This window comes from Pantoea sp. Taur (genome assembly GCF_009830025.1).
GTDB lineage: Bacteria > Pseudomonadota > Gammaproteobacteria > Enterobacterales > Enterobacteriaceae > Pantoea > Pantoea communis.
Genome location: NZ_SZZZ01000024.1, coordinates 1 through 26,913, shown reverse-complemented (window position 1 = coordinate 26,913; position 26,913 = coordinate 1). Strand labels below are relative to the sequence as shown.

Below are 26,913 nucleotides of genomic sequence, written 5' to 3'. Positions count from 1 at the left end.
TTATGTAAATCGTGCACTACTGCTCGCTGGTGTCTGGCGTAAAACATTGCATCAGGGCGGGTTTTTTCAGCCGACGAAGACGCAACAATTTGCTGCCAGTAAGCAAACGAGAATATAACGAGGAAGCGCGAAAAGTCTCGTTATATTTCTGATTCTCAATTACTTTTTATCTATCGGATTTGCGTTAAGAAACGGCAGGCGAAAAAAAACGCTGCCTGGGCAGCGTTTTCTGATTCTCTGGCTGAGAGGATCTTCAAAAGGATACGTTAGCTAGGGTTTTTAGCTAAAACCCTACGGGCTTCACGGTAACGCGTTTTCCAGTAACTGTCGTTTAAACTGGAGATCATCACACCACTGCTGGTGGACGCGTGAACGAAGTTATCGTTACCCAGATAGATGCCAACGTGTCGTCCGGTAGAACCGGCACGGAACAGCACTAAATCACCCGGGCGCAGTTTGCCGCGAGAAATCTCTTTGCCCGTATCCTGCTGTTCTGACGTTGAACGGGGTAAATCTAAACCGAACTGCTCGCGAAAGGTGCGCTGAACAAAAGCAGAACAATCAATGCCGCGTTTGGTGTCGCCGCCTAAGCGATAACGAACACCTTTCCAGTCACTGTACTGTTCCATGATGCGGGACTTAACGTCCACATTCTGCACCATTTGTTCAAATTCGTCCTGAGACGCTTGAAGTAAAAAACCATTCTGGTTGTTAACTTCATGATTCTCGTTATTCGCGTTCTGACCGTTATGCGTACTACTACATGCCGATAAGAGTGTTGCTAATGCTACTGCGGGAAGGATCCGCCTGAGGTATCTCAGTATTGGTTGAGACTTGACCATTATACGTGTGTTCCTTTGAAGTCCTTACGACACAATGTCGCCAGCCAGATGACAAAACGGGTTTGAGATTAATAAGAGCTAAGGCTTAAGACAATTCCTTAATTACTAAAATGTGTTAATGAACACATTTTTGTTGCATAAGGCACCGAATTTTATGCTGCACTCTAAGTAATCGCGTTTGAGGTTAACCGATTACAGACCGCGTGGCGAGTGCTTTTATATAAATTTTTATAGCTTTTATTGATGTGAAATCAATCCGTAACACAATGGTTACTTTATCAACGATTGGTAGCGATTTAATAGCCAATAAGGCGGGTTTTCAGGGGCTAATTCCGGCGCTAGGGCTGATTTTGAGAGGCTTCTGGCTGGACAAGCCAGGAAAAAGGCGATTGTTACGCGTTTTGCATCATAATGTTTTCTTTTAATAGAAAAACGTTAGCCTGCTAATAATGTATTTCTGAATTCGATAAGCGCGGATGATCGACTTTTCTGCTTATTGTCATCCGCGCTTAACAATTATGTGCGTGGCTTATATTTCCCCGGCAGGGCGCGATTGAGCCAATTCACCAGTTTGTCACTGAGCGGAGTTAATAAACACCAGCTCAATCCCACCAGAATCACCGACATCGATCCCACGGCAATATCCGTAAACCAGTGCGCACCGGCCATCACGCGCGGCAGAGCGAACACCACCACAATCACCAAACCGACCAGGAAAGCGCGGAAGCCGAAATAACGCCACATAAAGCAGGCGAAAATAATCAACATCATGCCGTGATCGCCAGGGAAGCTATCGCTGGAAGCATCTTTCGCCGGAATCCCGGTCAGTTCACTCACGCGATGCACGTTATCAAAGAACAGCGTTGGGCTGGCGTGTTGCACAGGGATCAAATGACCCAGTTGATTCAGCACCACGGCGGTGAGCAGCATGGTAATGCCAATGGCCAGCATACGGCGGCGGCCTTGCGGCGTTTCACGACGCCAGAACCAGAGATACAGCAGACCCATCGCCAGCAGCGATACCGCGTCAAAACCACGGAAATTGGTGATCGCCACCAGTAAAGCGAAGCCGTGGTGATCCACCATCCGATCGTTGAAGCTATAGAAGATGGCTTTGTCGATACCAAACCAGAAGCCATGGTCCGGCGGCAGGTACCACGAAAAGAACAGCATGATCCCCAGTGCATTGAGCAGCAGGATGGTGATTAAACGAGACGCGCGCATAAAAAATAGACTCAAAAAGAAAAATAACGGGGCAACCTAACGCAGCTAATTTAAACGAATCTTCAACAAGGTTGATTGCAAAACGTTCCAGTCCACAGATTGGTGGTGGATTAACTCGATACGGCTGTCCGGCGGTGTGGTGGGGCGCGTTTCCATAAAGAAGTCATCACCCTGACGATTAATGTTCACCAGACCGTCTGGTGTGCGCAGTACGCCTTTGACGCGATCCACCGGTGCAAGCCGCGCCCACTCTAGCGCCGGGATGGTATCGAACACGGTATCACCATCAAAAATCCAGCCACAGGAAGCATAGCCCTGGCCTTCATTTAATGCACGGCGCCAACGTGCGGAACCCTCAAGTTTCAGTGCTGCCAGTCCTTTTGGACGTGAAGTATGATGATGATGGGCCGCTTCAGGAACCGCACGATCTGTCAACGCGGGCTGGCTGAGCAGGGCGGGGTCGACTTTACCCCAGGCCGACTCGACCAGTTGGCGATCGCCCAGGTTGTCCTGTTGCCATTGCTGCAAACGCTGACGATCTTCCTCGCTCCAGCGATCGCTTTTATTGGCGACGATAATATCGGCAGCGGTGAGCTGATCGCGGAAATTTTCATTCTCGACAACACGCGCATCGGCTAACTGACGGGGATCGAGCAGCGTGATGGTGGCATCAACCTGAATCCAGGGTTGATACACGGCCGCACGCAGCATATCCAGCAGTTGTTTAGGGTGGCCAAGGCCGGTGGGTTCGATAATCAGACGGTCGGGCTTATTTTGCTTGAGCAGCATATTGAGTCCGACTTGCAGCGGCAGGCCGTTCACACAACACATGCAACCGCCAGGAATTTCCTTCAGCGTGGCACCACGATCGGCGAGCAGTGCGCCGTCAATACCCACTTCGCCAAACTCGTTAACCAGAATCGCCCAATTTTCATTGGCGGGTTTGTGGGCTAACAGATGCAGCAGGGTGGTGGTTTTACCGCTGCCGAGAAATCCGGTGATTACATTAACGCGCGTCATTACAGGCTCCATTTTCAGGCGCGCGGACAACATACCCGGCGCGCACGACGTTGTTATACTATAACAACCTTCAGCGGCCGGATAAAATCGTGCGGTTAGTCCGCGCGACTCATATAGCGGCGTTCAGCCACGTGAATACGGATGCGATCGCCATTGCTCAGGTATTCCGGTACCTGGATCGACAAGCCGGTGCTCATGCCCGCGGGTTTGGTGCGTGCGCTGGCGGAAGCGCCTTTAATGCCTGGTGAAGTATCGACAATTTCCATGTCCACGGTCTGTGGCAGTTCCAGCGCCAGCACCTGACCTTCCATCGTTAACACCTGGATGCCAGGAATGCCGCCTTCAGGGATGAACAGCAGTTCTTCTTCAATCTGATCTTTCTTGAAGCTATAGGGCGTGTAATCTTCATCATCCATAAACACGTACTCGTCACCGTCTATATAAGAGAAGGTCACGGCGCGACGGCTAAGCTGAATGGCATCGATAATATCGTCACCCTTGAAGCGCTCTTCCACTTTCAGGCCAGTACGCACATCGGTAAAACGCATTTTGTAGAGGGTGGCAGCACCGCGTGCGCTTGGGCTCTGGACATCAATGTCCTTTACCAGCAACAGTTTGCCGTTCCAGGTAACAGCCATTCCTTTTTTGATTTCATTTGCCTTTGGCATGGGGATAACTCGCTGTGAAAAGGTTAATGCGCGCCACGTTACTCGCGCGGTGAAAAACAGGCAAGGGAGGCAGTGTAAAATTGTTGCCCGCGCATGGCATTCCCGTCATCAGCCTGCTATTGTCGCGACGAAATCCTCAGGAGCGCATGATGTATTGTCGTGACCAGTGCGGTGCCTGTTGCACAGCCCCCTCAATCTCTTCCCCGATTCCCGGCATGCCCCAGGGCAAACCGGCCAATACCCGCTGCGTTCAGCTGGATGACCATCAGCGCTGCAAAATTTTTGGTTCTCCGCTGCGTCCCGCAGTCTGTGCGGGTTTACAGCCCAGCGCAGAGATGTGCGGTAGCAGTCGCGAAGCCGCGATGACCTTCCTGTTACAACTCGAAGCAGATACCGCGCCTTAAATTGCTGACGCGGTGCTGAAGAATTTGCCTTATGTGACCTATGCGTTACAGCAATGACGTCAGCCGTACAGGCCTGAAAAATCTTAAATCCGATCTGAAGTGTGCGGAACATCAAAAATCTGCTACGCCGATCGCGCATTTTCTTGCCTGCTTTCTCATGCTGTACCATATTCCCTGAAACGTTTCAGCGTTGTCTTCTCGGTAAGCCACGAGAAGTACAGCGTAATTTTTCGCCATTAAGCTGAAACGATTCAATTTCAGCAAGCGAGGAGAAATATGTTCCAGCTCGACGTTCAGGCCATCCATACCGGTGCCAGTGCACAAAATAAAGAAGAGGCTATCCGTCAGGTTGCCGCTGCGTTAACCGCAGCCGGTAATGTGTCGGAAGGCTACGTTAACGGCATGCTGGCGCGCGAACAGCAGACCACCACTTTCCTGGGTAATGGTATTGCCATTCCGCATGGCACCACCGATACGCGCGATATGGTGCTGAAGACCGGCGTACAGGTTTATCAGTTCCCGCAGGGCGTGGAGTGGGGTGACGGGCAAACGGCTTATGTCGCCATCGGTATCGCGGCAAAATCAGATGAACATCTTGCGCTGCTGCGCCAGCTGACTCACGTATTGAGCGATGACAGTATCGCAGAGCAGTTGAAAACCGCCTCAGCCGAAGATCTCCGTGCCATCCTGATGGGTGAAAAGCAGGCGGCTGAGTTCAAATTCGATACCTCGCTGATTGCGGTTGACGTTGCAGCCAGTGATCTCATCACCTTGCAGGCGCTGAACGCTGGACGTTTACAGGCAGCAGGAGCTGTTGAAGCGGCGTTTGTGGCGGATGCGGTTTCGCGTACGCCGCTGAGCCTCGGACAGGGCATCTGGCTGAGTGACAGCGCCAATGGCAACCTTGGTAGCGCCATTGCAGTCAGCCGTACCGCCACGCCATTCGTGCATCAGGGCGAAAATGTGGCGCTGCTGTTGACCGTGGCCGCCACTGACGATCGTCCGCTGGAAGTGCTGGGTTATCTGAGCAATCTGCTGCTGAGCAACAAAGCTGAACGTCTGCTGAAAGCCGACGCGGCAGGCATCCTCGCGCTGCTGACCAGTGAAGTGGACGAAAGCGCGGATCAACTGGTGGCTGAATTTACTATCCGCAACGAGCACGGACTGCACGCACGTCCGGGTACTGCGCTGGTTACGGTCATTAAACAGTTCAACAGTGACATCACCGTCACCAACCTTGACGGCAGCGGCAAACCGGCCAACGGACGCAGCCTGATGAAAGTTGTCGCGCTGGGTGTGAAAAAAGGCCATCGCCTGCGCTTTACCGCCAGCGGTGAAGATGCACAGCAGGCGCTGAATGCCATCGAAGAGGCCATCAATTCTGGCCTGGGCGAGGGGGTCGCATGAGCCGCCGCGTTGCCACAATCACATTGAATCCCGCTTACGATCTGGTGGGCTATACGCCAGAAATCGAACGTGGCGAAGTTAACCTGGTGAAAACCACCGGTCTGCACGCGGCGGGTAAAGGCATCAACGTTGCCAAAGTGCTGAAAGACCTGGGTATCGACGTCACCGTCGGTGGATTCCTCGGCAAAGAGAACCAGGATGGCTTCCAGCAGCTGTTCAGCGAGCTGGGTATCGCCAACCGTTTTCAGGTGGTGCAGGGCCGTACCCGCATCAACGTCAAGCTGACGGAGAAAGACGGTGAAGTCACCGACCTGAATTTCTCTGGCTTTAACGTCACCGCGCAGGACTGGGATCGCTTCACTGCCGATTCACTGACCTGGCTGGGACAATTCGACATGGTGTGCGTCAGCGGCAGCCTGCCAGCAGGCGTGGCGCCCGAAGCGTTCACCAAATGGATGAGCGATCTGCGCACCCTGTGTCCGTGCATTATTTTCGACAGCAGTCGTGAAGCGCTGGTGGCGGGGCTGAAAGCTGCGCCGTGGCTGGTGAAGCCGAACCGTCGTGAACTGGAAATCTGGGCCGACCGCAAACTGCCAACCTTGCAGGATGTGATCGAAGCCGCGCATGAACTGCGTGAGCAGGGCATTGCCCATGTGGTGATTTCCCTTGGTGCGGAAGGCGCACTGTGGGTCAACGCCTCTGGCGAATGGATTGCCAAACCACCAGCCTGTGAAGTGGTCAGCACCGTAGGCGCGGGAGATTCAATGGTCGGCGGCCTGATTTACGGGCTGCTGATGCGTGAATCCAGCGAGCATACCTTGCGTCTGGCTACCGCAGTGGCTGCCATGGCGGTGAGCCAGAGCAACGTTGGTGTGACCGATCGTACCCAGTTGGCCGCGATGATGGCGCGCGTCGACTTACAACCCGTTAACTAACAGCAGGAGAGCGATAATGAAAACGCTGCTGATAAAAGATTCTTCACTGGGACTGGCATCAGGACATCTGGCTTTAGAACGTCTGCGCGCAACCGCAGCACAGGCTGGCCTGACGCTGACTGACAACGCGGCCGATGCTGAACTGGTATTGGTTGCTGGCCATGCTGTGCCGAACGATGCACAACTGGCAGGCAAATCCGTGGCGCTGGTCGATGTGCAGCAGGCGCTGCGCGATCCGCTGGCGGCCATTAATCAGGCTAAAGCCAGTGCCAAGGTCTGGCAGGCCGCTGCGGCGGTTACTGCTCCAGCTGCCGCTCAGAGCACCGGTCAGAAACGCATTGTTGCGGTCACAGCTTGCCCAACCGGCGTAGCGCACACATTTATGGCGGCTGAGGCGATTCAGGCAGAAGCGACCAAGCGTGGCTGGTGGGTGAAAGTGGAAACCCGCGGTTCCGTGGGTGCAGGCAATGCCATTACCCCTGAAGAGGTGGCGGCGGCCGATCTGGTGATCGTGGCGGCGGATATCGATGTGGACCTGGCGAAGTTCGCTGGCAAGCCGATGTACCGCACCTCAACCAGCCTTGCGCTGAAGAAAACCGCGCAGGAACTGGATAAAGCGCAAGTTGAAGCCAAAACCTATCAACCGAGCGGCAACGCGTCTGCCAGCACGCAAAGCGACAGCAAAGAGAAAGCCGGTGCTTATCGTCACCTGCTGACCGGCGTGTCCTACATGCTGCCGATGGTTGTAGCGGGTGGTTTGAGCATCGCGCTCTCCTTTGCCTTTGGTATCACCGCATTTAAAGAGCAGGGCACCTTAGCGGCTGCGCTGATGCAGATTGGTGGCGGCAGTGCCTTCGCGCTGATGGTGCCGGTGCTTGCAGGCTTTATTGCTTTCTCGATTGCCGACCGTCCGGGTCTGACTCCGGGTCTGATTGGCGGTATGATCGCCACCAGCATTAACGCCGGTTTTCTTGGCGGTATCATCGCTGGCTTCATTGCCGGTTACGCCGCGAAGATGCTGAGCAGCAAAGTTAAACTGCCGCAAAGTATGGAAGCGTTAAAACCGATCCTGATCATTCCGCTGGTAGCGAGTTTGATTACCGGCCTGCTGATGATTTACGTGGTGGGTAAACCTGTTGCGGGCATCATGAGCGGTCTGACGCACTGGCTGGCGAACATGGGCACCGCCAATGCGGTACTGCTGGGGGCGATCCTCGGTGGCATGATGTGTACCGACATGGGTGGTCCGGTGAACAAAGTGGCGTACGCCTTTGGTGTCGGCCTGCTGAGTTCGCAAACCTATGCGCCGATGGCCGCGATCATGGCCGCCGGTATGGTGCCACCGTTAGCGATGGGTCTGGCGACGATTGTTGCACGTCGTAAGTTCAACAAAGGTCAGCAGGAAGGTGGCAAAGCGGCACTGGTGCTCGGTTTGTGCTTCATCTCTGAAGGTGCGATTCCGTTTGCGGCGCGTGACCCTATGCGTGTACTGCCTTGCTGCATCGTCGGCGGTGCAATCACTGGCGCGGTATCCATGTTGGTTGGCGCGAAACTGATGGCACCTCACGGTGGTCTGTTTGTACTGCTGATTCCAGGTGCAATCACCCCGGTGCTGGGTTACCTGATGTCGATTGTGATTGGTACCGCAGTGGCTGGCCTCGGTTACGCGATTCTGAAACGTCCGGAAGAAGAGCTGGCGAAAGCCGCGTAATTTTCACGGGATAAGAAAAAGGGAGCTGCGGCTCCCTTTTTGCTGTCTGTTTTACGCCTGTTGTTCCGACTTCAGCCACGCAATCTCATCTTTCCAGATATCCGGATTGATGGTTTCCAGAATCATTGGGATGCCATCAAAGCGCTTATCCTTCATCAGCCAGCTAAACACCGTCTTGCCAATGTTGCCTTCACCTAAGCTGTGGTGGCGATCCACGCGGCTGCCGAGCGTGCTTTTGGCGTCATTCAGGTGCATGCCGCGCAGGAACTGGAAACCAACGATGCGTTCAAATTCCGCAAAGGTCTCCACGCAGGCTTCTTCTGTCCGCAGATCGTAGCCGCCAGCAAATGCATGGCAGGTATCGATACACACCCCAACGCGAGATTTATCTTCGACGTGCTCAATAATGGTGGCGAGGTGTTCGAAACGGAAGCCAAGATTGCTGCCCTGACCGGCGGTATTCTCAATCACTGCCACCACGTTCTGGGTCTTATCCAGCGCGATATTGATCGATTCGGCGATGCGCTTCAGGCACGCCTCTTCTTCAATCTGCTTCAAATGGCTGCCAGGGTGGAAATTCAGCAATGTCAGCCCCAATTGCTCGGCGCGCTGCATCTCATCCAGAAACGCCTCTCGGGATTTCTCCAGCGCATCCATCACCGGATGGCCAAGGTTAATCAGGTAGCTGTCATGCGGCAAAATCTGCGCGGAAGTGAAGTTGTATTTCTCACAGGCGGTTTTGAAGGCATCAATCACTTCACCTGAAAGCGGGGCGGCTTTCCACTGGCGCTGATTTTTGGTGAACAGCGCAAAGGCTGTGGCTTCGAGTTCGTGGGCACGGATAACTGCCTGGTCTACGCCGCCTGATGCACTGACGTGTGCGCCGATATATTTCATGCCGCTCTCCTGATTGGGCGATTGCTGCTGCAAAGCGCACATCATAGCGGATGCGCTACGCCCATGAAATGTCGCATTGCCTGCGGGGAGAAAAACGGCACGGGTAGACACTTATCCAATATGAGAAGACACCTACTAAAGTTAGCAGGTGCACTTTTTTTCTGGTTAACTATAGTTTAACAAATTAGAAACTTTTAACTATAACCATGAAAACAGCTTATAGAAGTACTTTGGATACCGCTTTACAGCATGAAAAATTCAACGTAATCCATAAATTAACTTTAGGTAAAACCGACTCAGTCACCCTTTTTTATAATGGAAACGGCGCAGTCGGATTCACGCTTGCTGTGCCTGATACCGACAACTCGCTGGTCCATTTTTATCGCTATGGGGTGAATAAAGGCGACCCGAAAAAATTGTATCGCTCGGAATGCCTCTATTCCCGCCGCGAAAACTTTGGCTATCAGGACTGGCTGATTCGCACCATCACCGATGAGTTCACGGCCTGTGACACAGAACTGGAAGAACTGATCGGTATGAAAGCCTGACACACACTCTGCCGCCAATCTCCTGGCGGCTGCTTGCATGCGCCTAAACCTGACTGGTTTAAAAGTTAAATTGGTAATATATTGTCCATTGACCAGTATAACTAATAAGGAAGAGTCGGGATGTTTATGCGCTTGCGCCGCTGGGCACGCTTAATTAAACGCGATGTGCTCACGCTGTGGTTTGCCTGCCGCGATCCGCGTACCCCCTGGTGGTTTAAGCTGCTGGCATTTGGCATTGTCGCCTATGCACTCAGCCCCATCGATCTCATTCCTGATTTCATTCCCATTATCGGCTTACTCGACGATGCCATCATCGTCCCGCTGGGTGTGATCATCCTGCTACGTTTGCTCCCGCGTGAAATTCGCATCAGCAGCGCAGAACGCGCTGATGTACAGCGGGCACGCGGCAAAAAGATCGTCAGCTGGGCAGGATTCTTCCTGACGGTGATCGTCTGGTTAGCGGTGGTGGCTTATCTTGTGAAGCGTTACGCAATGTGAGGAGGGCGCATGCATATTACGCTGCGTCAGATTGAAGTCTTTACCGAAGTGCTGAAAAGCGGATCTACCACGCAGGCCTCGCAGGTGCTGGCACTGTCACAATCAGCGGTGAGTGCCGCGCTGGCCGATCTGGAAAACCAACTCGGAGTACAACTGTTCGATCGCGTCGGCAAACGACTGGCCCTGAACGAGCATGGTCGTTTGCTCTATCCACGCGCAGTCGGATTGCTGGAACAGGCCGGCGAGATCGAACAGCTGTTTAAAGAGGATAATGGCGCCATTCGTCTGTTTGCCAGTAGCACCATCGGCAACTATCTGCTGCCAGGGATGATCGCCGCCTATCGTCGTGACTTCCCCACGCTGCCGCTCGAACTGAGCGTCGGCAACAGCCAGGATGCGATTAACGCAGTAGCGGATTTCCGTGTGGATATCGGCCTGATTGAAGGGCCGTGCCACGAGCCGGATATCGTCAGTGAAGCATGGCTGGAAGATGAACTGGTGGTGTTTGCCGCTCCTGATGCCGACATCCTGCAACAGCCGATCACGCTGGCATCACTGGCGGCCGCGCCCTGGATCCTGCGTGAGCGCGGTTCGGGCACGCGTGAAATTGTTGATTACCTGCTGTTGTCTCACCTGCCGCAGTTTCAACTCGGCATGGAGCTGGGCAATTCTGAGGCAATCAAACATGCGGTGCGTCACGGCATGGGCATCAGCTGTTTATCGCGCCGGGTGATCAGCGATCTGCTGGAGGCGGGCACGCTGGTGGAAGTGGCTGTGCCGTTACCACGTCTGACGCGCACGCTGTATCGCATTCATCATCGGCAGAAGCATTTGTCGAAAGCGCTAAGCCGATTTCTCTCCTATTGCCGCGAGTAATCGCGGCTGTCATGAAGTAAACGGCTAATAATTTCGCGCCGATTATGAAGGTAACTAATAACCCGACGTGAATGCTATACAGCCTGGGGTTAGCTGCTACAATCGCGCCTTATTTTTATCCAGCATAGCGTTTACACATGCATAATGACTCAAAAACAACACAACAACCTGGGCTGCGCCGTGAATTAAAAGCGCGCCATCTCACCATGATCGCCATCGGCGGTTCCATTGGCACCGGCCTGTTTGTCGCCTCGGGTGCCACCATTTCTCAGGCAGGTCCCGGTGGCGCATTACTCTCTTACGCGCTGATTGGCCTGATGGTTTACTTCCTGATGACCAGCCTTGGCGAACTGGCGGCGTTTATGCCGGTTTCTGGCTCCTTCGCCACCTACGGCTCTAAATACGTTGAAGAAGGCTTCGGCTTCGCGCTCGGCTGGAACTACTGGTACAACTGGGCGGTCACCATCGCCGTTGATCTCGTCGCCTCGCAACTGGTGATGAACTACTGGTTCCCGGATACGCCGGGCTGGATCTGGAGCGCGCTGTTCCTTGGTCTGATGTTCCTGCTTAACTACATTTCCGTCAAAGGCTTCGGCGAAGCGGAATACTGGTTCTCGCTGATCAAAGTCGCCACCGTCATCATCTTTATCGTTGTGGGTGTGCTGATGATCGTCGGCATTATGCGCGGTGCAGAAAACGCCGGCTGGCATAACTGGACCGTGGGCGACGCACCTTTTGCCGGCGGTTTTGCCGCGATGATTGGCGTGGCGATGATTGTCGGCTTCTCGTTCCAGGGTACAGAGTTGATCGGCATCGCAGCCGGTGAATCACAGGATCCCGCGAAAAATATTCCACGCGCCGTGCGTCAGGTGTTCTGGCGTATCCTGCTGTTCTATATCTTTGCGATTCTGATTATCAGCCTGATTTTGCCGTACACCGATCCGAAACTGCTGCATAACGATGTCACTGATATCGCCATCAGCCCGTTCACGCTGGTGTTCCAGAATGCCGGATTATTGTCGGCAGCGGCGGTAATGAACGCGGTGATCCTGACGGCGGTGCTGTCAGCGGGTAACTCAGGCATGTACGCTTCAACGCGCATGCTGTTCAACCTGGCGCAGGAAGGCAAAGCCCCACGTATTTTTGCCAAACTGTCGAAAGGCGGTGTGCCGCGTAATGCCCTGATTGCCACCACCGTGGTGGCGGGTTTGTGCTTCCTGAGCTCGAAGTTCGGCAACCAGGAAGTCTATCTGTGGTTGCTGAATACCTCAGGCATGACCGGCTTTATCGCCTGGCTGGGTATTGCGATTAGCCACTATCGCTTCCGTCGCGGCTACGTGGCGCAAGGGCATGATTTAGCGGCTCTGCCATACCGTTCCGGCTTCTTCCCGCTCGGTCCGATTTTCGCCTTCGTGCTGTGCCTGATTATTACACTGGGTCAGAACTACCAGGCGTTTCTGGCGGATCGTATTGACTGGTATGGCGTGGCGGCGACCTACATCGGCATTCCGCTGTTCCTGCTGATTTGGCTCGGTTACAAGCTGGCACGCGGCTCGCGCTTCGTGAAGTACAGCGAAATGGAATTCCCGACGTTTAAAGAGTAATGCGTTAAACGTGGGTGACATAACGCCGCTACCTTTGGCTAGCGGCGTTTTTTTTTGGCAAAGATGAACCGTGTTACAACGTTTTGGGCTTTGTCATACAGATATAATTGATAATTATTATCACCTGCACTATTGTGGCTGCCGTTATGATTTCGATAAGAAACAGGTAGAACAATGCAGACCACGGATTCCGCGCTGCTGGCGGAAAATAACCGCGAAGCCGATACCATGACGCGTTATCGTCAGGTATTACGTCAGCGCCTGATGCTGATTGGCGTACTGGTGCTGGCAATACTGGCGTCAGTGATTCTTGATTTCACTCTCGGCCCGGCGGGGCTCTCCCTTGATACCCTGTGGCAAACGCTCACCCATCCTGATGCAGTGGATGCGGGCACGCGCGTGATCGTCTGGGATATCCGATTACCTTATGCGTTGATGGCTGTCGTCGTCGGCTTTTCGCTGGGTCTGGCGGGTGCTGAGATGCAAACTATCCTCAATAACCCACTGGCGAGTCCGTTTACGCTCGGCGTCTCTTCAGCGGCAGCCTTTGGCGCGGCGCTGGCCATTATTCTCGGCATCGGTATTCCCGGTGTGCCAGACCAGTGGTTTATCTCGGCGAACGCCTTTGTGTTTGCGCTGTTTGCCGCACTGATGCTGGATGGCGTGACGCGCTGGACCAAAGTGTCAACGTCGGGCGTGGTGCTGTTTGGCATCGCGCTGGTGTTCACCTTCAACGCGCTGGTCTCGATGATGCAGTTTATCGCCAGTGAAGATACCTTGCAGGGCCTGGTGTTCTGGACCATGGGCAGCCTGGCGCGTGCTTCGTGGGAAAAACTCGGTGTGCTCACGGCGGCTTTCGCCATCCTGATCCCGTTCTCGATGCTCAGCAGCTGGAAACTGACCGCGCTGCGCCTGGGTGAAGATCGTGCCGTGAGTTTCGGCATTGATGTGCGCCGCTTGCGCCTCGCCACGCTACTGCGCATCAGTATTCTCTCCGCGCTGGCGGTGGCTTTTGTCGGGCCGATTGGCTTTATTGGCCTGGTGGCACCGCACATCGCTCGTATGATGTTTGGTGAAGATCATCGCTACTATCTGCCGGCCAGTGCGTTGGTCGGTGCACTGGTGCTGTCACTGGCCTCGGTAGCGTCGAAGAACCTGATTCCAGGCGTGATCATTCCGGTGGGTATCGTCACTTCACTGGTTGGCGTGCCATTCTTCCTGAGTATTATTCTGCGTCATCGGGGGACGGTGTAATGGAACAGGGATTAGGTCTCAGCCATTTCTACGCCGGTTATCCGAAGCGTAAAGTCATTGAAGATCTCAACGTGCCGATGCTGCCACGCGGCAAAATCACCGTACTACTTGGACCTAACGGCTGCGGTAAGTCTACCTTGCTGCGCGCGCTGGCGGGCCTGAGCAAAGGGCAGGGCGAACTGTGGTTGAATGGCGAAGAGCTGATGTCACAGCCGTTTGCCCGTCGTGCCCAGCGCGTGGTGTATCTGCCGCAAAGTTTGCCGGCAGGCGTGCATCTGCATGTGCTGGAGTCAATCATCGTGGCGCAACGTGCGTCCGGTGGCTTACACAGCGCATCAAGTGAAGCCGAGATTATGCATCTGCTGGAACAGCTGGGCATTGCCCACTTAGCGATGCGTTATCTGGACCAGTTATCAGGTGGGCAGAAACAGCTGGTGGGTCTGGCGCAATCGCTGATTCGCCGTCCGGAACTGCTGCTGCTGGATGAACCGCTGAGTGCGCTCGATCTCAATTACCAGTTCCACGTAATGGATTTAGTACGTCGCGAAACCCGCCTGCGCAATATCGTCACGGTAGTGGTGGTGCATGATATCAACATTGCACTGCGTCATGCCGATCATGCGTTGATGCTGAAAGAGGGCACCTTGCTGGCTGACGGCGAGCCGTCACAGGTAATCACGCCGGACACGCTGGCGCAGGTGTATGGCGTACGCGGGCGTATTGAACACTGCTCGCAGGGCATGCCGCAGGTGATGATCGATGGGCTGGTGGCGGAATCGCTGGCTTAAACCTCGCAAAAGACGCTTAAGCTCAACATCAAGAGAAGCTGAGGATGAATGTTGGTGCGGCTTTTAGCCAATCACAGTCAGCCATAGCCAAAAAAGGGCGCAACTGGTGCGCCCTTACTGTCTCCACATCAACTGACGTGAACTACACCAACAGATGCTTCGCGTGGAACCGCAGATGGTCCTCGACAAAGCTGGCGATAAAGAAGTAGCTGTGGTCATAGCCCGGCTGCACGCGCAGCTCCAGCGGAAAACCTTGCTCACGCGCTACCGCTTCGAGGCGATCCGGACGCAGCTGATCGGCGAGGAACTGATCGCTATCACCCTGATCGATCAGAATCGGTAAGCGCTGTTCCACTTCACGCATCAGCAGGCAACTGTCCCACTCGCGCCAGGTCTGGCGATCTTCACCCAGATAGGCGGTGAAGGCTTTTTGTCCCCACGGCACTTCGGTTGGATTGACGATTGGAGCGAACGCGGATGCCGAAGCAAAACGTCCACCCTGACGCAACGCCAATACCAGCGCGCCATGGCCGCCCATCGAATGACCCATTACCGACTGACGATCGCTCACTTTGAAGTTGTCCGCCACCAGGGCCGGCAACTCCTCACTGAGATAATCGAACATACGATAGTGCGCCGCCCAGGGCTGCTGCGTGGCGTTGAGGTAAAAACCTGCGCCCTGACCGAGATCGTAACCGCTGTCGTTGGCCACTTCGTCACCGCGTGGGCTGGTGTCCGGCATAATCAGCACCAGGCCCAGCTCAGCGGCAACACGCTGCGCACCGGCTTTGGTGGTGAAGTTTTCGTCGGTACAGGTCAGTCCGGCGAGAAACCATACCACCGGTGGCGGCGTGTCATCCTGCGGTGGCGGCAAGAAAATGCTGAAGGTCATCGGGCAGTTCAGCACCGCCGACTGATGACGCCAGCGCTGCTGCCAGCCGCCGAAGATACGATGTTCTTCCAGCAGTTCCAGAGTGGATGCCATAACGCCTCCTTTTTACTTGTTAAAATGCACAACCGAACGAATGGATTTCCCTTCGTGCATCAGATCAAAGGCTTCGTTAATCTCTTCCAGCGGCATGGTGTGCGTGATGAAATCGTTCAGCGCGAACTTACCGTCCAGATAATCCTGCACGATGCCCGGCAGCTGGGTACGGCCTTTCACGCCACCAAACGCCGAACCGCGCCATACGCGACCGGTCACTAACTGGAACGGACGCGTGGAAATCTCTTTACCGGCACCGGCTACGCCGATAATCACTGACTCGCCCCAGCCTTTGTGGCAGCACTCCAGCGCGGAACGCATCACGTTCACGTTACCGATGCACTCAAAGGAGAAGTCCACGCCGCCGTCGGTCAGTTCAACGATCACATCCTGAATCGGCTTATCGTAATCTTTCGGGTTGATCAGATCGGTGGCACCCAGTTTGCGCGCCAGATCGAATTTGCTGGTGTTGAGGTCGATACCGATGATGCGACCGGCCTTCGCCATTTTCGCGCCGATGATCGCCGACAAACCAATGCCGCCGAGGCCGAAAATCGCCACGGTATCGCCTTCTTTCACTTTGGCGGTATTCATCACGGCGCCCATGCCGGTGGTCACGCCGCAGCCCAGCAGGCACACTTCTTCCAGTGGCGCTTCTTTGCTGATCACCGCCAGTGAAATTTCCGGCACCACGGTGTACTCAGAGAACGTTGAAGTCCCCATGTAGTGGAAAATTGGCTTGCCGTCTTTGAAGAAACGGGTGGTGCCATCTGGCATCAAACCTTTACCCTGGGTGGAGCGGATCGCCTGGCACAGGTTAGTTTTGCCTGACAGACAGAACTTACATTTGCCGCACTCTGGGGTGTAAAGCGGGATCACGTGATCGCCGACCGCCACGCTGGTGACGCCTTCGCCCACCGCTTCCACCACGCCGCCGCCTTCGTGACCGAGGATCGCCGGGAACACGCCTTCCGGATCTTTACCGGACAGGGTGTAAGCATCGGTGTGGCACACCCCGGTGGCGACGATGCGCACTAACACTTCACCTTTCTGCGGTGGCATCAGATCCACTTCTTCAATTTTCAGCGGTTCGCCCGCTGCCCAGGCAACGGCAGCGCGGGTTTTAATCATGTTCATGCAATCCCTCTTCTTCAGATGTCGTGATTTACTTAAAATTAAAAACTCACTCAGCGGTTTGCAGCGGATGCAGCAACTCATCGTTAAGTGGGCGGTCGTCAAACATTTCAATAATCAAATACTTCAGCGCTTCCACGTTGGGCGTGAAGGCATCGCGGCGCCACATCAGCCAGGTGGCGGTATCGCGGTACGCAGGCGGCAGTGCATGCTCCTGCACGCGCGCGCGGCCGGGCATCTGCGTCAGGACCGACGCCGGAATCATTGCCACGCCCGCACCGCCTGCCACACACGCCACCATCGCGTGGTAAGACTGAATCTCCATCACGCTTTTCGGTGAGGTCTGGCTTTCGCGATACCAGGACTCCAGTTTGGTGCGATACGAACAGCTGTTACCAAAGGCAAACAGCGTGTCATGCTGCGTGTCGCGGGCGCTGGTAATCGGGTCGTGATCGAGACTGGTGATCAGCACCATCTCCTCGCGAAAGGCGATGCAGCCGTTGAGATCATCATGGGTGGCTGGGCCATCCACCAGCGCGGCCGCCAGCGTACCGGCGCGCACTTTATCGATGATATCGCCCGAGGTGCCCGTCACCAGCGATAGCGCCACATTGGGAAATCGTTGATGATAAGCCGCCAGCAGACCAGGAAGACGGGTCGCGGCGGTGCTCTCCATCGAACCAAAAGCAAAGTTCCCGCCCGGTTCTCCGGCACGGGCCATATTCAGCGCCTCATCGCTCAGGCTAAGGATGCGCTGAGCATAATTCAGGAAATTGTGGCCCATTGGCGACAATCGAATACGCTGCTTCTCACGGATAAACAGGTCGACGCCAATCTCTTCTTCCAACTGGCGCAGACGAGTGGTGAGATTAGAGGGCACGCGATGCAATAGCTCCGCGGCGCGCGCCAGCGAACCGGTTTCAGCCACAGAACAGAACATGCGGAGTTGTACTAAATCCATATTCTCTTTCCGTAAACAACTTGGTTAATATTATTCACTTTTCGTGAGTGTAATCGTCATGCATGCTAATAACAAGTGCTAAAAGAATCTGAACGGGAGTGGGAATGGCGTTTCGTGTCGCGCTGAGCGCGTTTTTAAGTTTAGTGGTTGCGATGGGGATTGGGCGATTTGCTTTCACCCCGCAGGTGCCACTGATGATTCAGGACCATCAGTTAACGCTGACCAGCGCCAGTCTGGTGGCGGCGCTCAACTATCTCGGTTATCTGTGTGGCTCCTTTGATGCCATGCGTGCGCACAAGCGTGTCGAATGGCGTCTGCAGGCTGGCGTGTGGGGCGCAGTGATCCTGACGTTGCTGTCTGCCTGCGTCAGCGGGCCGTGGCTGCACGGTTTGATCCGCTTCGTGATTGGTGGCGCCAGCGGTTGGGCCATGGTGCTGATCGCTGCGTGGAGCAATGAGCAACTACTGCATCATGGACGGCCGGGCTTGTCGGCGGCGGTGTTTGCCGGACCCGGCACCGGGATTTTCATCAGCGGAATGCTGGCGGTGGCGCTGCATGCCAGCGGTGCCAGCGCGGCACTGGGCTGGGCGGCTTATGGTTTGCTGGCGTTGCTGTTCATTGCCGCCATTGCGCGTTTTTTACCGCGCACGGGACAGTTACATCGTCCCGATCAGGCGCCTGCGCCGCTGGTGCTCAACGGTAATCTAAAACGCCTGGTGCTGAGCTACAGCCTCGCCGGTTTTGGTTACATTCTCCCTGCGACCTTCTTGTCGCAGATGACCGCCGCGCGTTTCCCGGACAGTGCGCTGGCGCAGTTTGTCTGGCCGGTGTTTGGCGGCGCAGCGGTGATCGGCATTGTGCTCGGCATTTTGACGCGGCGCTGGGGCAGCAGCCATCTGCGGCTGGCAGTGGTGCTCTGGGCGCAGGCTTTGGGCGTGATCTCGGCAATTGTCCTGCCAGGGCTGGATGGGCTGTTGATTAGCGCGCTGTTAGTCGGCGGCGGATTCTTATGCGTGGTGCAACTGACGCTGCAATACGGTCGTGAGCTGGCGCCGCATCACGCGCGCTATCTGGCCGGTCTGCTGACCACCGGCTACGCAGTCGGTCAGTTGGGCGGGCCGTTGCTGTCATGGATCTCCAGTTTGCTGTGGCACCGCCTCGATCCTGCCTTGTGGGTAGCGGGTGTCGCACTGATTCTGGCGGGCTTACTGGTGTTACGCCGTTCGGCACCATGAAAAGCTTTCATCTCCGATTGGATTGATTGCTGGATTACGCGCGCGTTGTGTTTCACAATACGCGCTCAGAATTTCCCCCGCAGGCGACGATCTGCGGGCGCATCACCTGCCGGAGAAAGAGTACGATGAGCACCTTAAGTCAGGAAGCCGCCCTGGTTCACGAAGCGCTGCTGGCGCGTGGCCTGGAAACGCCGTTACGCGCCCCGGTGCGCGAGATGGATGACGAAACCCGCAAGCGTGAAATCGCCGGTCATATGACCCAAATCATGCAGCTGCTGAATCTGGATCTGGAAGATGACAGCCTGATGGAGACGCCACATCGCATCGCCAAGATGTACGTGGACGAGATCTTCTCAGGCCTCGATTACGCCAACTTCCCGAAAATCACCGTCATCGAAAACAAGATGAAGGTGGATGAGATGGTCACCGTGCGTGATATCACCCTGACCAGCACCTGTGAGCACCACTTCGTGATTATCGACGGTAAAGCCACCGTCGCTTATATCCCGAAAGAGAAGGTGATTGGTCTGTCGAAGATCAACCGCATCGTGCAGTTCTTTGCCCAGCGTCCACAGGTGCAAGAGCGCTTAACCCAGCAAGTGCTGGTGGCGCTGCAAACTTTGCTTGGCACCAACAACGTGGCGGTGTCGATTGATGCGGTGCATTACTGCGTGAAAGCGCGTGGCGTGAAAGATGCCACCAGCGCCACCACCACCACATCACTGGGTGGCCTGTTCAAGTCCAGCCAGAATACGCGCCAGGAGTTCTTACGCGCGGTGCGTCACAGCTAATCCTTTGGGCGGCTTATTGCCGCCCGTTTTCTCTCTCCGTCAGGTCACTCGATGCAACGCTATCTTGCGCTGGATTTCATTCGTGGTTGCGCCATTCTCGGCATTCTGCTGCTCAATATCGTGGGTTTTGGCTTGCCATCGGCTGCCTATCTCAATCCGGCGTGGCAGGGCACTATCTCGCTTTCTGATGCCTGGACCTGGGCGATCATGGATGGCCTGGCGCAACTGAAATTCCTCACGCTGTTTGCGCTGTTGTTTGGCGGTGGCCTTTATCTGCAGATCCCGCGTGGCAGTCGCTGGATGTCGGCGCGCCTGACGTTGCTGGTGCTGCTGGGTTTTATTCACAGCATCTTCTTCTGGGAAGGGGATATCCTGCTGGATTACGGTCTGACCGGGCTGATTATCTGGCGGATGCTGCGTGAAGTGCCTTCGGACAAAGCTCTGTTGCAAACTGGCGTGTTGCTTTACCTGATTGGTTGCGGCGTACTGCTGGTGTTTTGGGGCATTTCCAGCCCGGAACCGGGCCGTTCGTGGCTGCCGGGTGCTGCCGATATTGAGTATGAAAGCTACTGGAAACTGGTCGGCGGCTGGGAAGCGATTCAGAACCGCCTCGACCATCTCTCATCCGGCTTGATGGCGCTGGCCGCGCAGTACGGCTGGCAGCTGGCGGGACTGATGCTGATTGGCGCGGCGTTGATGCGCAGCGGCTGGCTGAAAGGCGAGTTCAGCGTGCAGCACTATCGTCGCTCGGCCGCGCTGCTGCTGACGATCGGCTGGCTGATAGCCATTCCCGGCATTGTGGCGCAATGGTTACTGGACTGGGAGTTCCGCTGGAGCGGCTTCTTACTGCAGGTGCCGCGCGATCTCGCTAGCCCGTTTATCAGTCTCGGCTATGCGGCGCTCTGTTTTGGCTTCTGGCCGCAAATCGGTGCCACGCGCTTCAGTTATGCGCTGCAATGCGTTGGCCGCATGGCACTCAGCAACTACCTGCTACAGACGCTGATCTGCACCACGCTGTTCTATCGCTTCAATCTGTTCCTCAAGTTTGATCGCCTGCATCTGCTGGCACTGGTCCCGGCTATCTGGTTGGTCAATATCCTGTTTTCAGTGCTCTGGCTGCGCTTTTTCCCGCAGGGCCCGATGGAGTGGATTTGGCGCAAACTGACACGTCTCGCCGCCGGCAAAACGGAACCTTCCTCCCGCATCAGATAATGATGTTCATCACAAAGGTTGCAGATTTGTATGTAACCGTTTTCATTCGTGTGACGTGATTCACGCAGCTGAATAAAATGCCCTGACAAAATAGCGCCGTTACGCGCTTGTCGCGCATTTTCTCCTCTGTGGAACAGCTGCATGATAACGATTCGAGATGTCGCCCGTCAGGCCGGTGTATCAGTAGCCACCGTGTCGCGTGTGCTCAATAACAGCAGTGCAGTCACCTCTGATACCCGTGAAGCCGTACTCCAGGCGGTAGAGGCGTTAGGTTATCGCCCCAATGCCAATGCGCAGGCACTGGCCACCCAGGTCAGTGACACCATCGGCGTGGTGGTGATGGACGTATCCGATCCCTTCTTTGGCGCGTTAGTAAAAGCGGTAGATACCGTGGCACAGCGCGTGCACAAACACGTGTTGATCAGCAACTCATGGCACCAGGAAGAGAAAGAGCGCCATGCGATTGAAGTGCTGATCCGTCAACGATGTAACGCTTTAGTGGTCCACGCGAAAACGCTTTCAGACGCTGAACTAACTCAGTTTATGGATCAGGTTCCAGGTATGGTGCTGATTAACCGGACTATTCCCGGGTACGAACATCGTTGCGTCTGCCTGGATAATGTAACGGGTTCACTGATGGCAACGCGCATGTTGTTACAACAGGGCCATCAACGCATTGGTTATCTCAGTTCCAGCCACCCGATTGAAGATGTGACGCAACGGCGTGAAGGCTGGCTGCAAGCCTTGTCAGAGCAGGGGATTCGCCCGCAGGAGTCCTGGATTGCCCATGGCGAACCGGACATGCAGGGCGGGGAAGCGGCGATGGTGGAGTTACTGGGCCGTAACCTGCATTTAACCGCCATCTTCTCCTACTGCGACGGCATGGCCGCCGGTGCGCTGACCGCATTGAAAGATAATGGCATTCAGGTGCCACAGCACTTCTCCGTCATCGGCTTTGATGATATTCCCATCTCGCGTTACACCGATCCTCAACTCACGACTGTCCGCTATCCTATTGTTTCTATGGCTAAATTGGCCACGGAGTTGGCCTTAAAAGGCGCAGCGGGCGAACTCGATCCCGACGCCACACACTGCTTTATGCCGACCCTGGTGCGCCGCCATTCGGTCGCTCAGCGGCAAATTGTGGAGTCGGTCACTAATTCGGGCGATAGCGCTGTGTAACCGTTTCCAATCTGTGATTACATTCACAGTTAATTAACATGGCGCTCACTATGATGGCTGCGTCTTACCGGACTGAAACATCATGTAACGCCGGGTTCTCCTTCTCCGGTCAGGTTTCAGTAGCCGATTGAAATAGTTCACAACACTCTTCAGGAAGCGTTTACGTACAGGGAAGTCAGGATAGCGATGGTGGCCCGGCTTTGCGTTACGCGTCCGCCCCATAAATGAGTTTGAACCGACTGCGCTGGTTGCCCGCAAGCAGCACAGCGCGATGATATGCCCTACATAAAAAACCGGAGATACCATGAATAAGAAGGTTTTCACGCTCACAGCACTGGTTGCCAGCATGATGTTTGGTGCAACTGCGCACGCCGCCGATACCCGCATTGGCGTGACAATTTATAAATACGACGACAACTTTATGTCTATGGTTCGCAAGGATATCGACAGCGAAGCCAAAAAACTGGGCGGCATCCAACTGCTGATGAATGACTCGCAGAACAGCCAGTCCACCCAGAACGACCAGATTGACGTACTGATGGCCAAAGGCGTGAAAGCGCTGGCAATCAACCTGGTTGACCCTGCTGCTGCGGCAGTGGTGATCGACAAAGCGAAAGCGAATGATGTGCCAGTGGTGTTCTTCAACAAAGAGCCGAATGCCAAAGTGCTGGCCAGCTACCCGAAAGCCTACTACGTGGGTACCGACTCTAAAGAGTCAGGCATCATCCAGGCCAAACTGATTGAGAAGCACTGGAAAGCCACCCCAGCCTGGGATCTGAACAAAGATGGTCAGATTCAGTTTGCTCTGCTGAAAGGTGAGCCGGGCCACCCGGATGCTGAAGCCCGTACCAAATACGTGATCGAAACCCTGAACACCGATGGTTTCAAAACTCAGCAGCTGGCGATGGATACCGCGATGTGGGACACCGCACAGGCAAAAGACAAAGTTGACGCCTGGCTGTCTGGACCGAACGGCAACAAAATTGAAGTGATCATCGCGAACAACGATGCGATGGCAATGGGCGCAGTAGAAGCCCTGAAAGCGCACAACAAAACCAGCATTCCGGTGTTTGGTGTGGATGCGCTGCCAGAAGCGCTGGCACTGGTGAAATCCGGTGCGATGGCCGGTACCGTGCTGAACGATGCGGAAAACCAGGCAAAAGCCACCATTGATATCGCGAAGAACCTGGCCGATGGCAAAGAGCCAACCGCCGGTACTAACTTCAAGATGGAAAACAAAATCGTACGTGTTCCTTACGTACCAGTCGATAAAGAAAACCTGTCTCAGTTTGTGAAGTAATACGTACCGGGCGCGGCAGCACGCCGCGCCTTATTGCATCTGACCCAAGTTTTATTTAGCCAGGTAAATTATGGCCAGTGAGAATCCGACCGCACAGCGTGAATATCTGCTGGAGATGACGAATGTCTCGAAATCATTTCCAGGGGTGAAAGCCTTAGATAATGTGAATTTGAAAGTGCGGCCGCACTCCGTCCATGCCTTAATGGGCGAAAACGGCGCCGGAAAATCCACATTATTAAAATGCCTGTTTGGTATTTATAAAAAGGATACGGGGAGCATCCTGTTTCAGGGTGAAGAAATTGATTATAAAAGTTCCAAAGAAGCGCTGGAAAATGGCGTTTCAATGGTGCATCAGGAATTAAACCTGGTTTTACAACGCAACGTGATGGATAACATGTGGCTTGGCCGCTATCCACGTAAAGGCGTGTTTGTTGATCAGGATAAAATGTATCGCGATACCAAAGCGATCTTTGACGAATTAGATATTGATATCGATCCACGCGATAAAGTGGCTAATCTGTCTGTTTCGCAAATGCAGATGATTGAAATTGCCAAGGCATTTTCCTATGACGCGAAAATCGTCATCATGGATGAGCCAACATCGTCGCTGACCGAAAAAGAAGTGAATCACTTGTTCACTATTATCCGTAAGCTGAAAGATCGTGGCTGCGGTATTGTGTATATCTCACACAAGATGGAAGAGATTTTCCAACTGTGTGATGAGATTACGATTTTGCGTGATGGACAGTGGATTGCCACCCAGCCGCTGGAAGGGCTGGATATGGACAAGATCATCGCCATGATGGTCGGTCGTTCACTGAACCAGCGTTTCCCGGATAAGACCAACGTGCCGGGCGAAACTATTCTTGAGGTGCGTCATTTAACCTCGCTGCGTCAGCCGTCGATTCGCGATATTTCCTTCGACCTGCGCAAAGGTGAGATTTTAGGCATCGCCGGATTGGTGGGCGCTAAACGTACTGACATCGTTGAGACTTTATTTGGTATTCGCGAGAAGTCAGGCGGTACCATTAAGCTGCACGGTAAAGCGATTAATAACCACAGTGCCAATGAAGCGATTAACCACGGCTTTGCGCTGGTAACGGAAGAGCGTCGTTCAACCGGGATTTATGCTTATCTGGATATTGGTTTTAACTCGCTTATTTCCAATATTAAAAAATACAAATCCAGCATGGGCTTGCTTGATAATAAGCGCATGAAGAGTGATACCCAGTGGGTGATTGATTCAATGCGCGTGAAAACGCCAGGTCATCATACGCAAATTGGTTCGCTTTCCGGTGGTAACCAGCAGAAGGTTATTATTGGTCGCTGGTTATTAACCCAGCCGGAAATTCTGATGCTGGATGAACCGACGCGCGGTATTGACGTTGGTGCTAAGTTCGAAATTTATCAGTTAATTTCTGAGTTGGCGAAGAAAGAGAAGGGCATCATTATTATCTCTTCTGAAATGCCAGAATTGCTGGGAATTACCGATCGTATTTTAGTGATGAGTAATGGCCTGGTAGCGGGCATTGTCGAGACCAAAACGACCTCGCAGAATGAAATCCTGCGTTTAGCGTCATTACACCTTTAATGAAGCAAGGGCTTTAACATGAAAGCGACTACTAAAAAGAATGCGCTAACCTGGTTAAAAGAGGGCGGCATTTACGTTGTCCTGTTGGTACTGCTGGCAATTATTATTTTCCAGGATCCGACGTTTTTAAGTTTAATGAACCTGAGTAACATTCTGACCCAATCTTCAGTGCGTATTATTATTGCATTGGGCGTGGCCGGATTGATCGTGACGCAGGGTACTGACCTGTCAGCCGGGCGCCAGGTCGGTCTGGCCGCGGTGGTTGCGGCGACCTTGCTGCAATCCATGGATAACGCCAATAAGGTGTTCCCGCACCTGGATACCGTACCGATTCCACTGGTTATCCTGACCGTGTGCATTATCGGTGGTGTGATTGGCCTGGTGAACGGCGTGATCATCGCTTATCTGAAAGTGACGCCATTTATCACCACGTTGGGCACCATGATTATCGTTTACGGCATTAACTCGCTGTATTACGACTTTGTTGGCGCATCACCGGTAGCCGGTTTTGACGCGGGCTTCTCGACCTTTGCTCAGGGCTTCTTCCGTTTCGGTGATTTCAAGCTGTCGTTCATTACCTTCTACGCGTTCATTGCCATTATCTTCGTGTGGATTCTATGGAATAAAACGCGCTTCGGTAAGAACATCTTTGCCATCGGCGGTAACCCGGAAGCCGCGCGTGTTTCAGGCGTTAACGTGCCGCTGAACCTGATTCTGGTGTATGCGCTGTCAGGCGTGTTCTACGCCTTCGGCGGGATGCTGGAAGCGGGCCGCATCGGCAGTGCCACCAATAACCTCGGCTTTATGTATGAGCTGGATGCGATTGCGGCCTGTGTGGTCGGCGGCGTGTCATTTGCGGGTGGTGTGGGTACAGTTGCGGGTGTGGTGACCGGTGTGATCATCTTCACCGTTATCAACTACGGTTTGACCTACATCGGCGTGAACCCTTACTGGCAGTATATTATCAAGGGCGGCATTATCATCTTCGCTGTAGCCTTGGATTCACTGAAGTACGCACGTAAAAAATAAGACTGACACACAGCAACACATCACTGCAAAAGGCTGCCATTTTATAAATGGTGGCCTTTTTTATTTGTGCAAACTGCTAAGGGCTAAGGGCTAAGGGCTAGGGGCTAAGGGCGAAGGGCGAGGACTAAGGGCGGGTGCGGTGTGGGCTCAAAGCACCTCTGCTGCTGCCGGGCAGTCCTCGCGCCGCTGACGCGGTGCCCTCGGCTTCCACGTCGTGCCTACGGACCGTTCGGGGATCGACCATCCCTGGTCGGCCCCGAACTGATCCACGCATCCCTGCGTGGATCTCCTGGCCCAACGTAAAAGCCTCAGCGCTGCGGATAGCCCTTGCATCAGCAGAGGTGCTTTGGCCTCAAACGTTGTGCCCGTTTTTTCAAAAATATGCGGCTTCTGCGAATACTTCTTTCAGCGGTGAAGGGACATGGCTTCAAACATCGAGCCCGTTTTCTGAACGGATATTGTACTTTTTGCAGATGGCTTTTGCGGTGGAAAAGAAAGGAAGCAACATCGTTGTGCCTGTCTTGATACCAAATGCACGGCATCCGAGCATAGCCCTTGCAGCTATTCGATTATGGTCTGACGCTGCGTGCCTTCTTTTAACAGCACGCAATTAAGTTCAATAGCAGGCTGGTGTCGCTTTGGGGGCAGGCATTTCGCAGCGCTGAACAGAGTGAGGATGCCAGGATAGCCCGCAGCTACCGTCTTGCACGTCAAGCCGCTACTGCGTAATTCTCGTCATATCTCTGCTGTTTCATCAGCACACCGAAGCAGATATGCACCAGCTTTCTCATCACACCACCCAGCGCTGATCTCTTCG

The 26,913-nt window shown here is 54.3% G+C and carries 25 protein-coding genes; 17 read left to right on the top strand and 8 right to left on the bottom strand.

Annotated features, from left to right (window positions below):
- Positions 1-266 precede the first annotated feature (266 nt).
- From mepS to yeiP, 4 genes are all read right to left on the bottom strand, one after another.
- Complete coding sequence (mepS, locus tag FD744_RS22440; RefSeq protein WP_034824970.1) at positions 267-842, bottom strand: bifunctional murein DD-endopeptidase/murein LD-carboxypeptidase; 576 nt, start codon at positions 840-842, stop codon at positions 267-269.
- Between the two features lie 516 nt (positions 843-1,358).
- On the bottom strand, positions 1,359-2,066 hold the full coding sequence (locus FD744_RS22435; protein ID WP_034824968.1) for a phosphatase PAP2 family protein: 708 nt from the start codon (positions 2,064-2,066) through the stop codon (positions 1,359-1,361).
- A gap of 45 nt (positions 2,067-2,111) precedes the next feature.
- Positions 2,112-3,086: a GTP-binding protein gene (locus tag FD744_RS22430; RefSeq protein WP_160869482.1), complete on the bottom strand. Its 975-nt coding sequence runs from the start codon at positions 3,084-3,086 to the stop codon at positions 2,112-2,114.
- 95 nt (positions 3,087-3,181) lie between these two features.
- Positions 3,182-3,754, bottom strand: coding sequence for an elongation factor P-like protein YeiP (gene yeiP / locus FD744_RS22425; RefSeq protein WP_034824964.1), 573 nt, complete (start codon positions 3,752-3,754; stop codon positions 3,182-3,184).
- Between the two features lie 149 nt (positions 3,755-3,903).
- Here yeiP and FD744_RS22420 point away from each other — a divergent pair, with 149 nt between their 5' ends.
- The 4 genes from FD744_RS22420 (at position 3,904) to fruA (ending at position 8,211) form a co-directional block, all read left to right on the top strand.
- Positions 3,904-4,158, top strand: coding sequence for a YkgJ family cysteine cluster protein (locus tag FD744_RS22420; protein WP_160869518.1), 255 nt, complete (start codon positions 3,904-3,906; stop codon positions 4,156-4,158).
- Between the two features lie 276 nt (positions 4,159-4,434).
- The gene (fruB, locus tag FD744_RS22415; RefSeq protein ID WP_034824960.1) at positions 4,435-5,565 is read left to right on the top strand and encodes a fused PTS fructose transporter subunit IIA/HPr protein; all 1,131 of its coding nucleotides are present in this window, start codon (positions 4,435-4,437) and stop codon (positions 5,563-5,565) included.
- Positions 5,562-6,500, top strand: a complete 939-nt coding sequence (fruK, locus tag FD744_RS22410; protein WP_038645831.1) for a 1-phosphofructokinase — start codon at positions 5,562-5,564, stop codon at positions 6,498-6,500. Before fruB ends, fruK begins: the two co-directional genes overlap by 4 nt.
- A gap of 16 nt (positions 6,501-6,516) precedes the next feature.
- A complete protein-coding gene (gene fruA / locus FD744_RS22405; RefSeq protein WP_058962260.1) occupies positions 6,517-8,211 on the top strand; it encodes a PTS fructose transporter subunit IIBC in 1,695 nt (564 codons plus the stop codon).
- A 51-nt stretch (positions 8,212-8,262) separates the two neighbouring features.
- On the opposite strand, the gene nfo is transcribed toward fruA, so the two are convergent.
- Positions 8,263-9,108: a deoxyribonuclease IV gene (gene nfo / locus FD744_RS22400; protein ID WP_034824954.1), complete on the bottom strand. Its 846-nt coding sequence runs from the start codon at positions 9,106-9,108 to the stop codon at positions 8,263-8,265.
- 230 nt (positions 9,109-9,338) lie between these two features.
- Here nfo and FD744_RS22395 point away from each other — a divergent pair, with 230 nt between their 5' ends.
- From FD744_RS22395 to FD744_RS22370, 6 genes are all read left to right on the top strand, one after another.
- On the top strand, positions 9,339-9,656 hold the full coding sequence (locus tag FD744_RS22395) for a hypothetical protein (RefSeq protein WP_160869480.1): 318 nt from the start codon (positions 9,339-9,341) through the stop codon (positions 9,654-9,656).
- A gap of 120 nt (positions 9,657-9,776) precedes the next feature.
- Positions 9,777-10,154, top strand: coding sequence for a YkvA family protein (locus FD744_RS22390; RefSeq protein ID WP_160869478.1), 378 nt, complete (start codon positions 9,777-9,779; stop codon positions 10,152-10,154).
- Positions 10,155-10,163: 9 nt separating this feature from the next.
- A complete protein-coding gene (gene yieE, locus FD744_RS22385; RefSeq protein WP_160869476.1) occupies positions 10,164-11,030 on the top strand; it encodes a DNA-binding transcriptional regulator YeiE in 867 nt (288 codons plus the stop codon).
- 137 nt (positions 11,031-11,167) lie between these two features.
- The gene (locus FD744_RS22380; protein WP_034824946.1) at positions 11,168-12,634 is read left to right on the top strand and encodes an amino acid permease; all 1,467 of its coding nucleotides are present in this window, start codon (positions 11,168-11,170) and stop codon (positions 12,632-12,634) included.
- Between the two features lie 174 nt (positions 12,635-12,808).
- Positions 12,809-13,888 carry an iron ABC transporter permease gene (locus FD744_RS22375; RefSeq protein WP_034824944.1) on the top strand — a complete coding sequence of 360 codons (1,080 nt, stop codon included), beginning with the start codon at positions 12,809-12,811 and terminating at the stop codon, positions 13,886-13,888.
- Positions 13,888-14,676: an ABC transporter ATP-binding protein gene (locus tag FD744_RS22370; protein WP_034824935.1), complete on the top strand. Its 789-nt coding sequence runs from the start codon at positions 13,888-13,890 to the stop codon at positions 14,674-14,676. Before FD744_RS22375 ends, FD744_RS22370 begins: the two co-directional genes overlap by 1 nt.
- A gap of 142 nt (positions 14,677-14,818) precedes the next feature.
- Here the strand turns inward: FD744_RS22370 and fghA are convergent, their stop codons facing one another.
- Genes fghA through FD744_RS22355 form a run of 3 tightly spaced genes read right to left on the bottom strand, consistent with a single transcriptional unit; the run spans position 14,819 to position 17,756 of the window.
- Complete coding sequence (gene fghA, locus FD744_RS22365; protein ID WP_058962266.1) at positions 14,819-15,661, bottom strand: S-formylglutathione hydrolase; 843 nt, start codon at positions 15,659-15,661, stop codon at positions 14,819-14,821.
- A 12-nt stretch (positions 15,662-15,673) separates the two neighbouring features.
- The gene (locus FD744_RS22360; protein WP_160869474.1) at positions 15,674-16,798 is read right to left on the bottom strand and encodes an S-(hydroxymethyl)glutathione dehydrogenase/class III alcohol dehydrogenase; all 1,125 of its coding nucleotides are present in this window, start codon (positions 16,796-16,798) and stop codon (positions 15,674-15,676) included.
- Between the two features lie 46 nt (positions 16,799-16,844).
- The gene (locus FD744_RS22355; protein WP_038645851.1) at positions 16,845-17,756 is read right to left on the bottom strand and encodes a LysR family transcriptional regulator; all 912 of its coding nucleotides are present in this window, start codon (positions 17,754-17,756) and stop codon (positions 16,845-16,847) included.
- A 104-nt stretch (positions 17,757-17,860) separates the two neighbouring features.
- On the opposite strand from FD744_RS22355, the gene FD744_RS22350 reads away from it, so the two are divergent.
- The 7 genes from FD744_RS22350 to mglC all read left to right on the top strand — a co-directional run bounded on the left by FD744_RS22350 (position 17,861) and on the right by mglC (position 26,096).
- Positions 17,861-18,991, top strand: coding sequence for a YbfB/YjiJ family MFS transporter (locus FD744_RS22350; protein WP_160869472.1), 1,131 nt, complete (start codon positions 17,861-17,863; stop codon positions 18,989-18,991).
- A gap of 125 nt (positions 18,992-19,116) precedes the next feature.
- Positions 19,117-19,782 (top strand): GTP cyclohydrolase I FolE, encoded by a 666-nt coding sequence (gene folE / locus FD744_RS22345; RefSeq protein ID WP_034824925.1) that lies wholly within the window; start codon positions 19,117-19,119, stop codon positions 19,780-19,782.
- A gap of 51 nt (positions 19,783-19,833) precedes the next feature.
- The gene (gene yeiB / locus FD744_RS22340) at positions 19,834-20,994 is read left to right on the top strand and encodes a DUF418 domain-containing protein YeiB (protein ID WP_058962269.1); all 1,161 of its coding nucleotides are present in this window, start codon (positions 19,834-19,836) and stop codon (positions 20,992-20,994) included.
- A 141-nt stretch (positions 20,995-21,135) separates the two neighbouring features.
- Positions 21,136-22,176: an HTH-type transcriptional regulator GalS gene (gene galS, locus FD744_RS22335; RefSeq protein ID WP_160869470.1), complete on the top strand. Its 1,041-nt coding sequence runs from the start codon at positions 21,136-21,138 to the stop codon at positions 22,174-22,176.
- Between the two features lie 304 nt (positions 22,177-22,480).
- Positions 22,481-23,476 (top strand): galactose/glucose ABC transporter substrate-binding protein MglB, encoded by a 996-nt coding sequence (gene mglB, locus FD744_RS22330; protein WP_034824919.1) that lies wholly within the window; start codon positions 22,481-22,483, stop codon positions 23,474-23,476.
- A 70-nt stretch (positions 23,477-23,546) separates the two neighbouring features.
- Positions 23,547-25,067 (top strand): galactose/methyl galactoside ABC transporter ATP-binding protein MglA, encoded by a 1,521-nt coding sequence (mglA, locus tag FD744_RS22325; RefSeq protein WP_034824907.1) that lies wholly within the window; start codon positions 23,547-23,549, stop codon positions 25,065-25,067.
- Between the two features lie 18 nt (positions 25,068-25,085).
- Positions 25,086-26,096, top strand: coding sequence for a galactose/methyl galactoside ABC transporter permease MglC (gene mglC, locus FD744_RS22320; protein WP_034824905.1), 1,011 nt, complete (start codon positions 25,086-25,088; stop codon positions 26,094-26,096).
- Positions 26,097-26,913 lie beyond the last annotated feature (817 nt).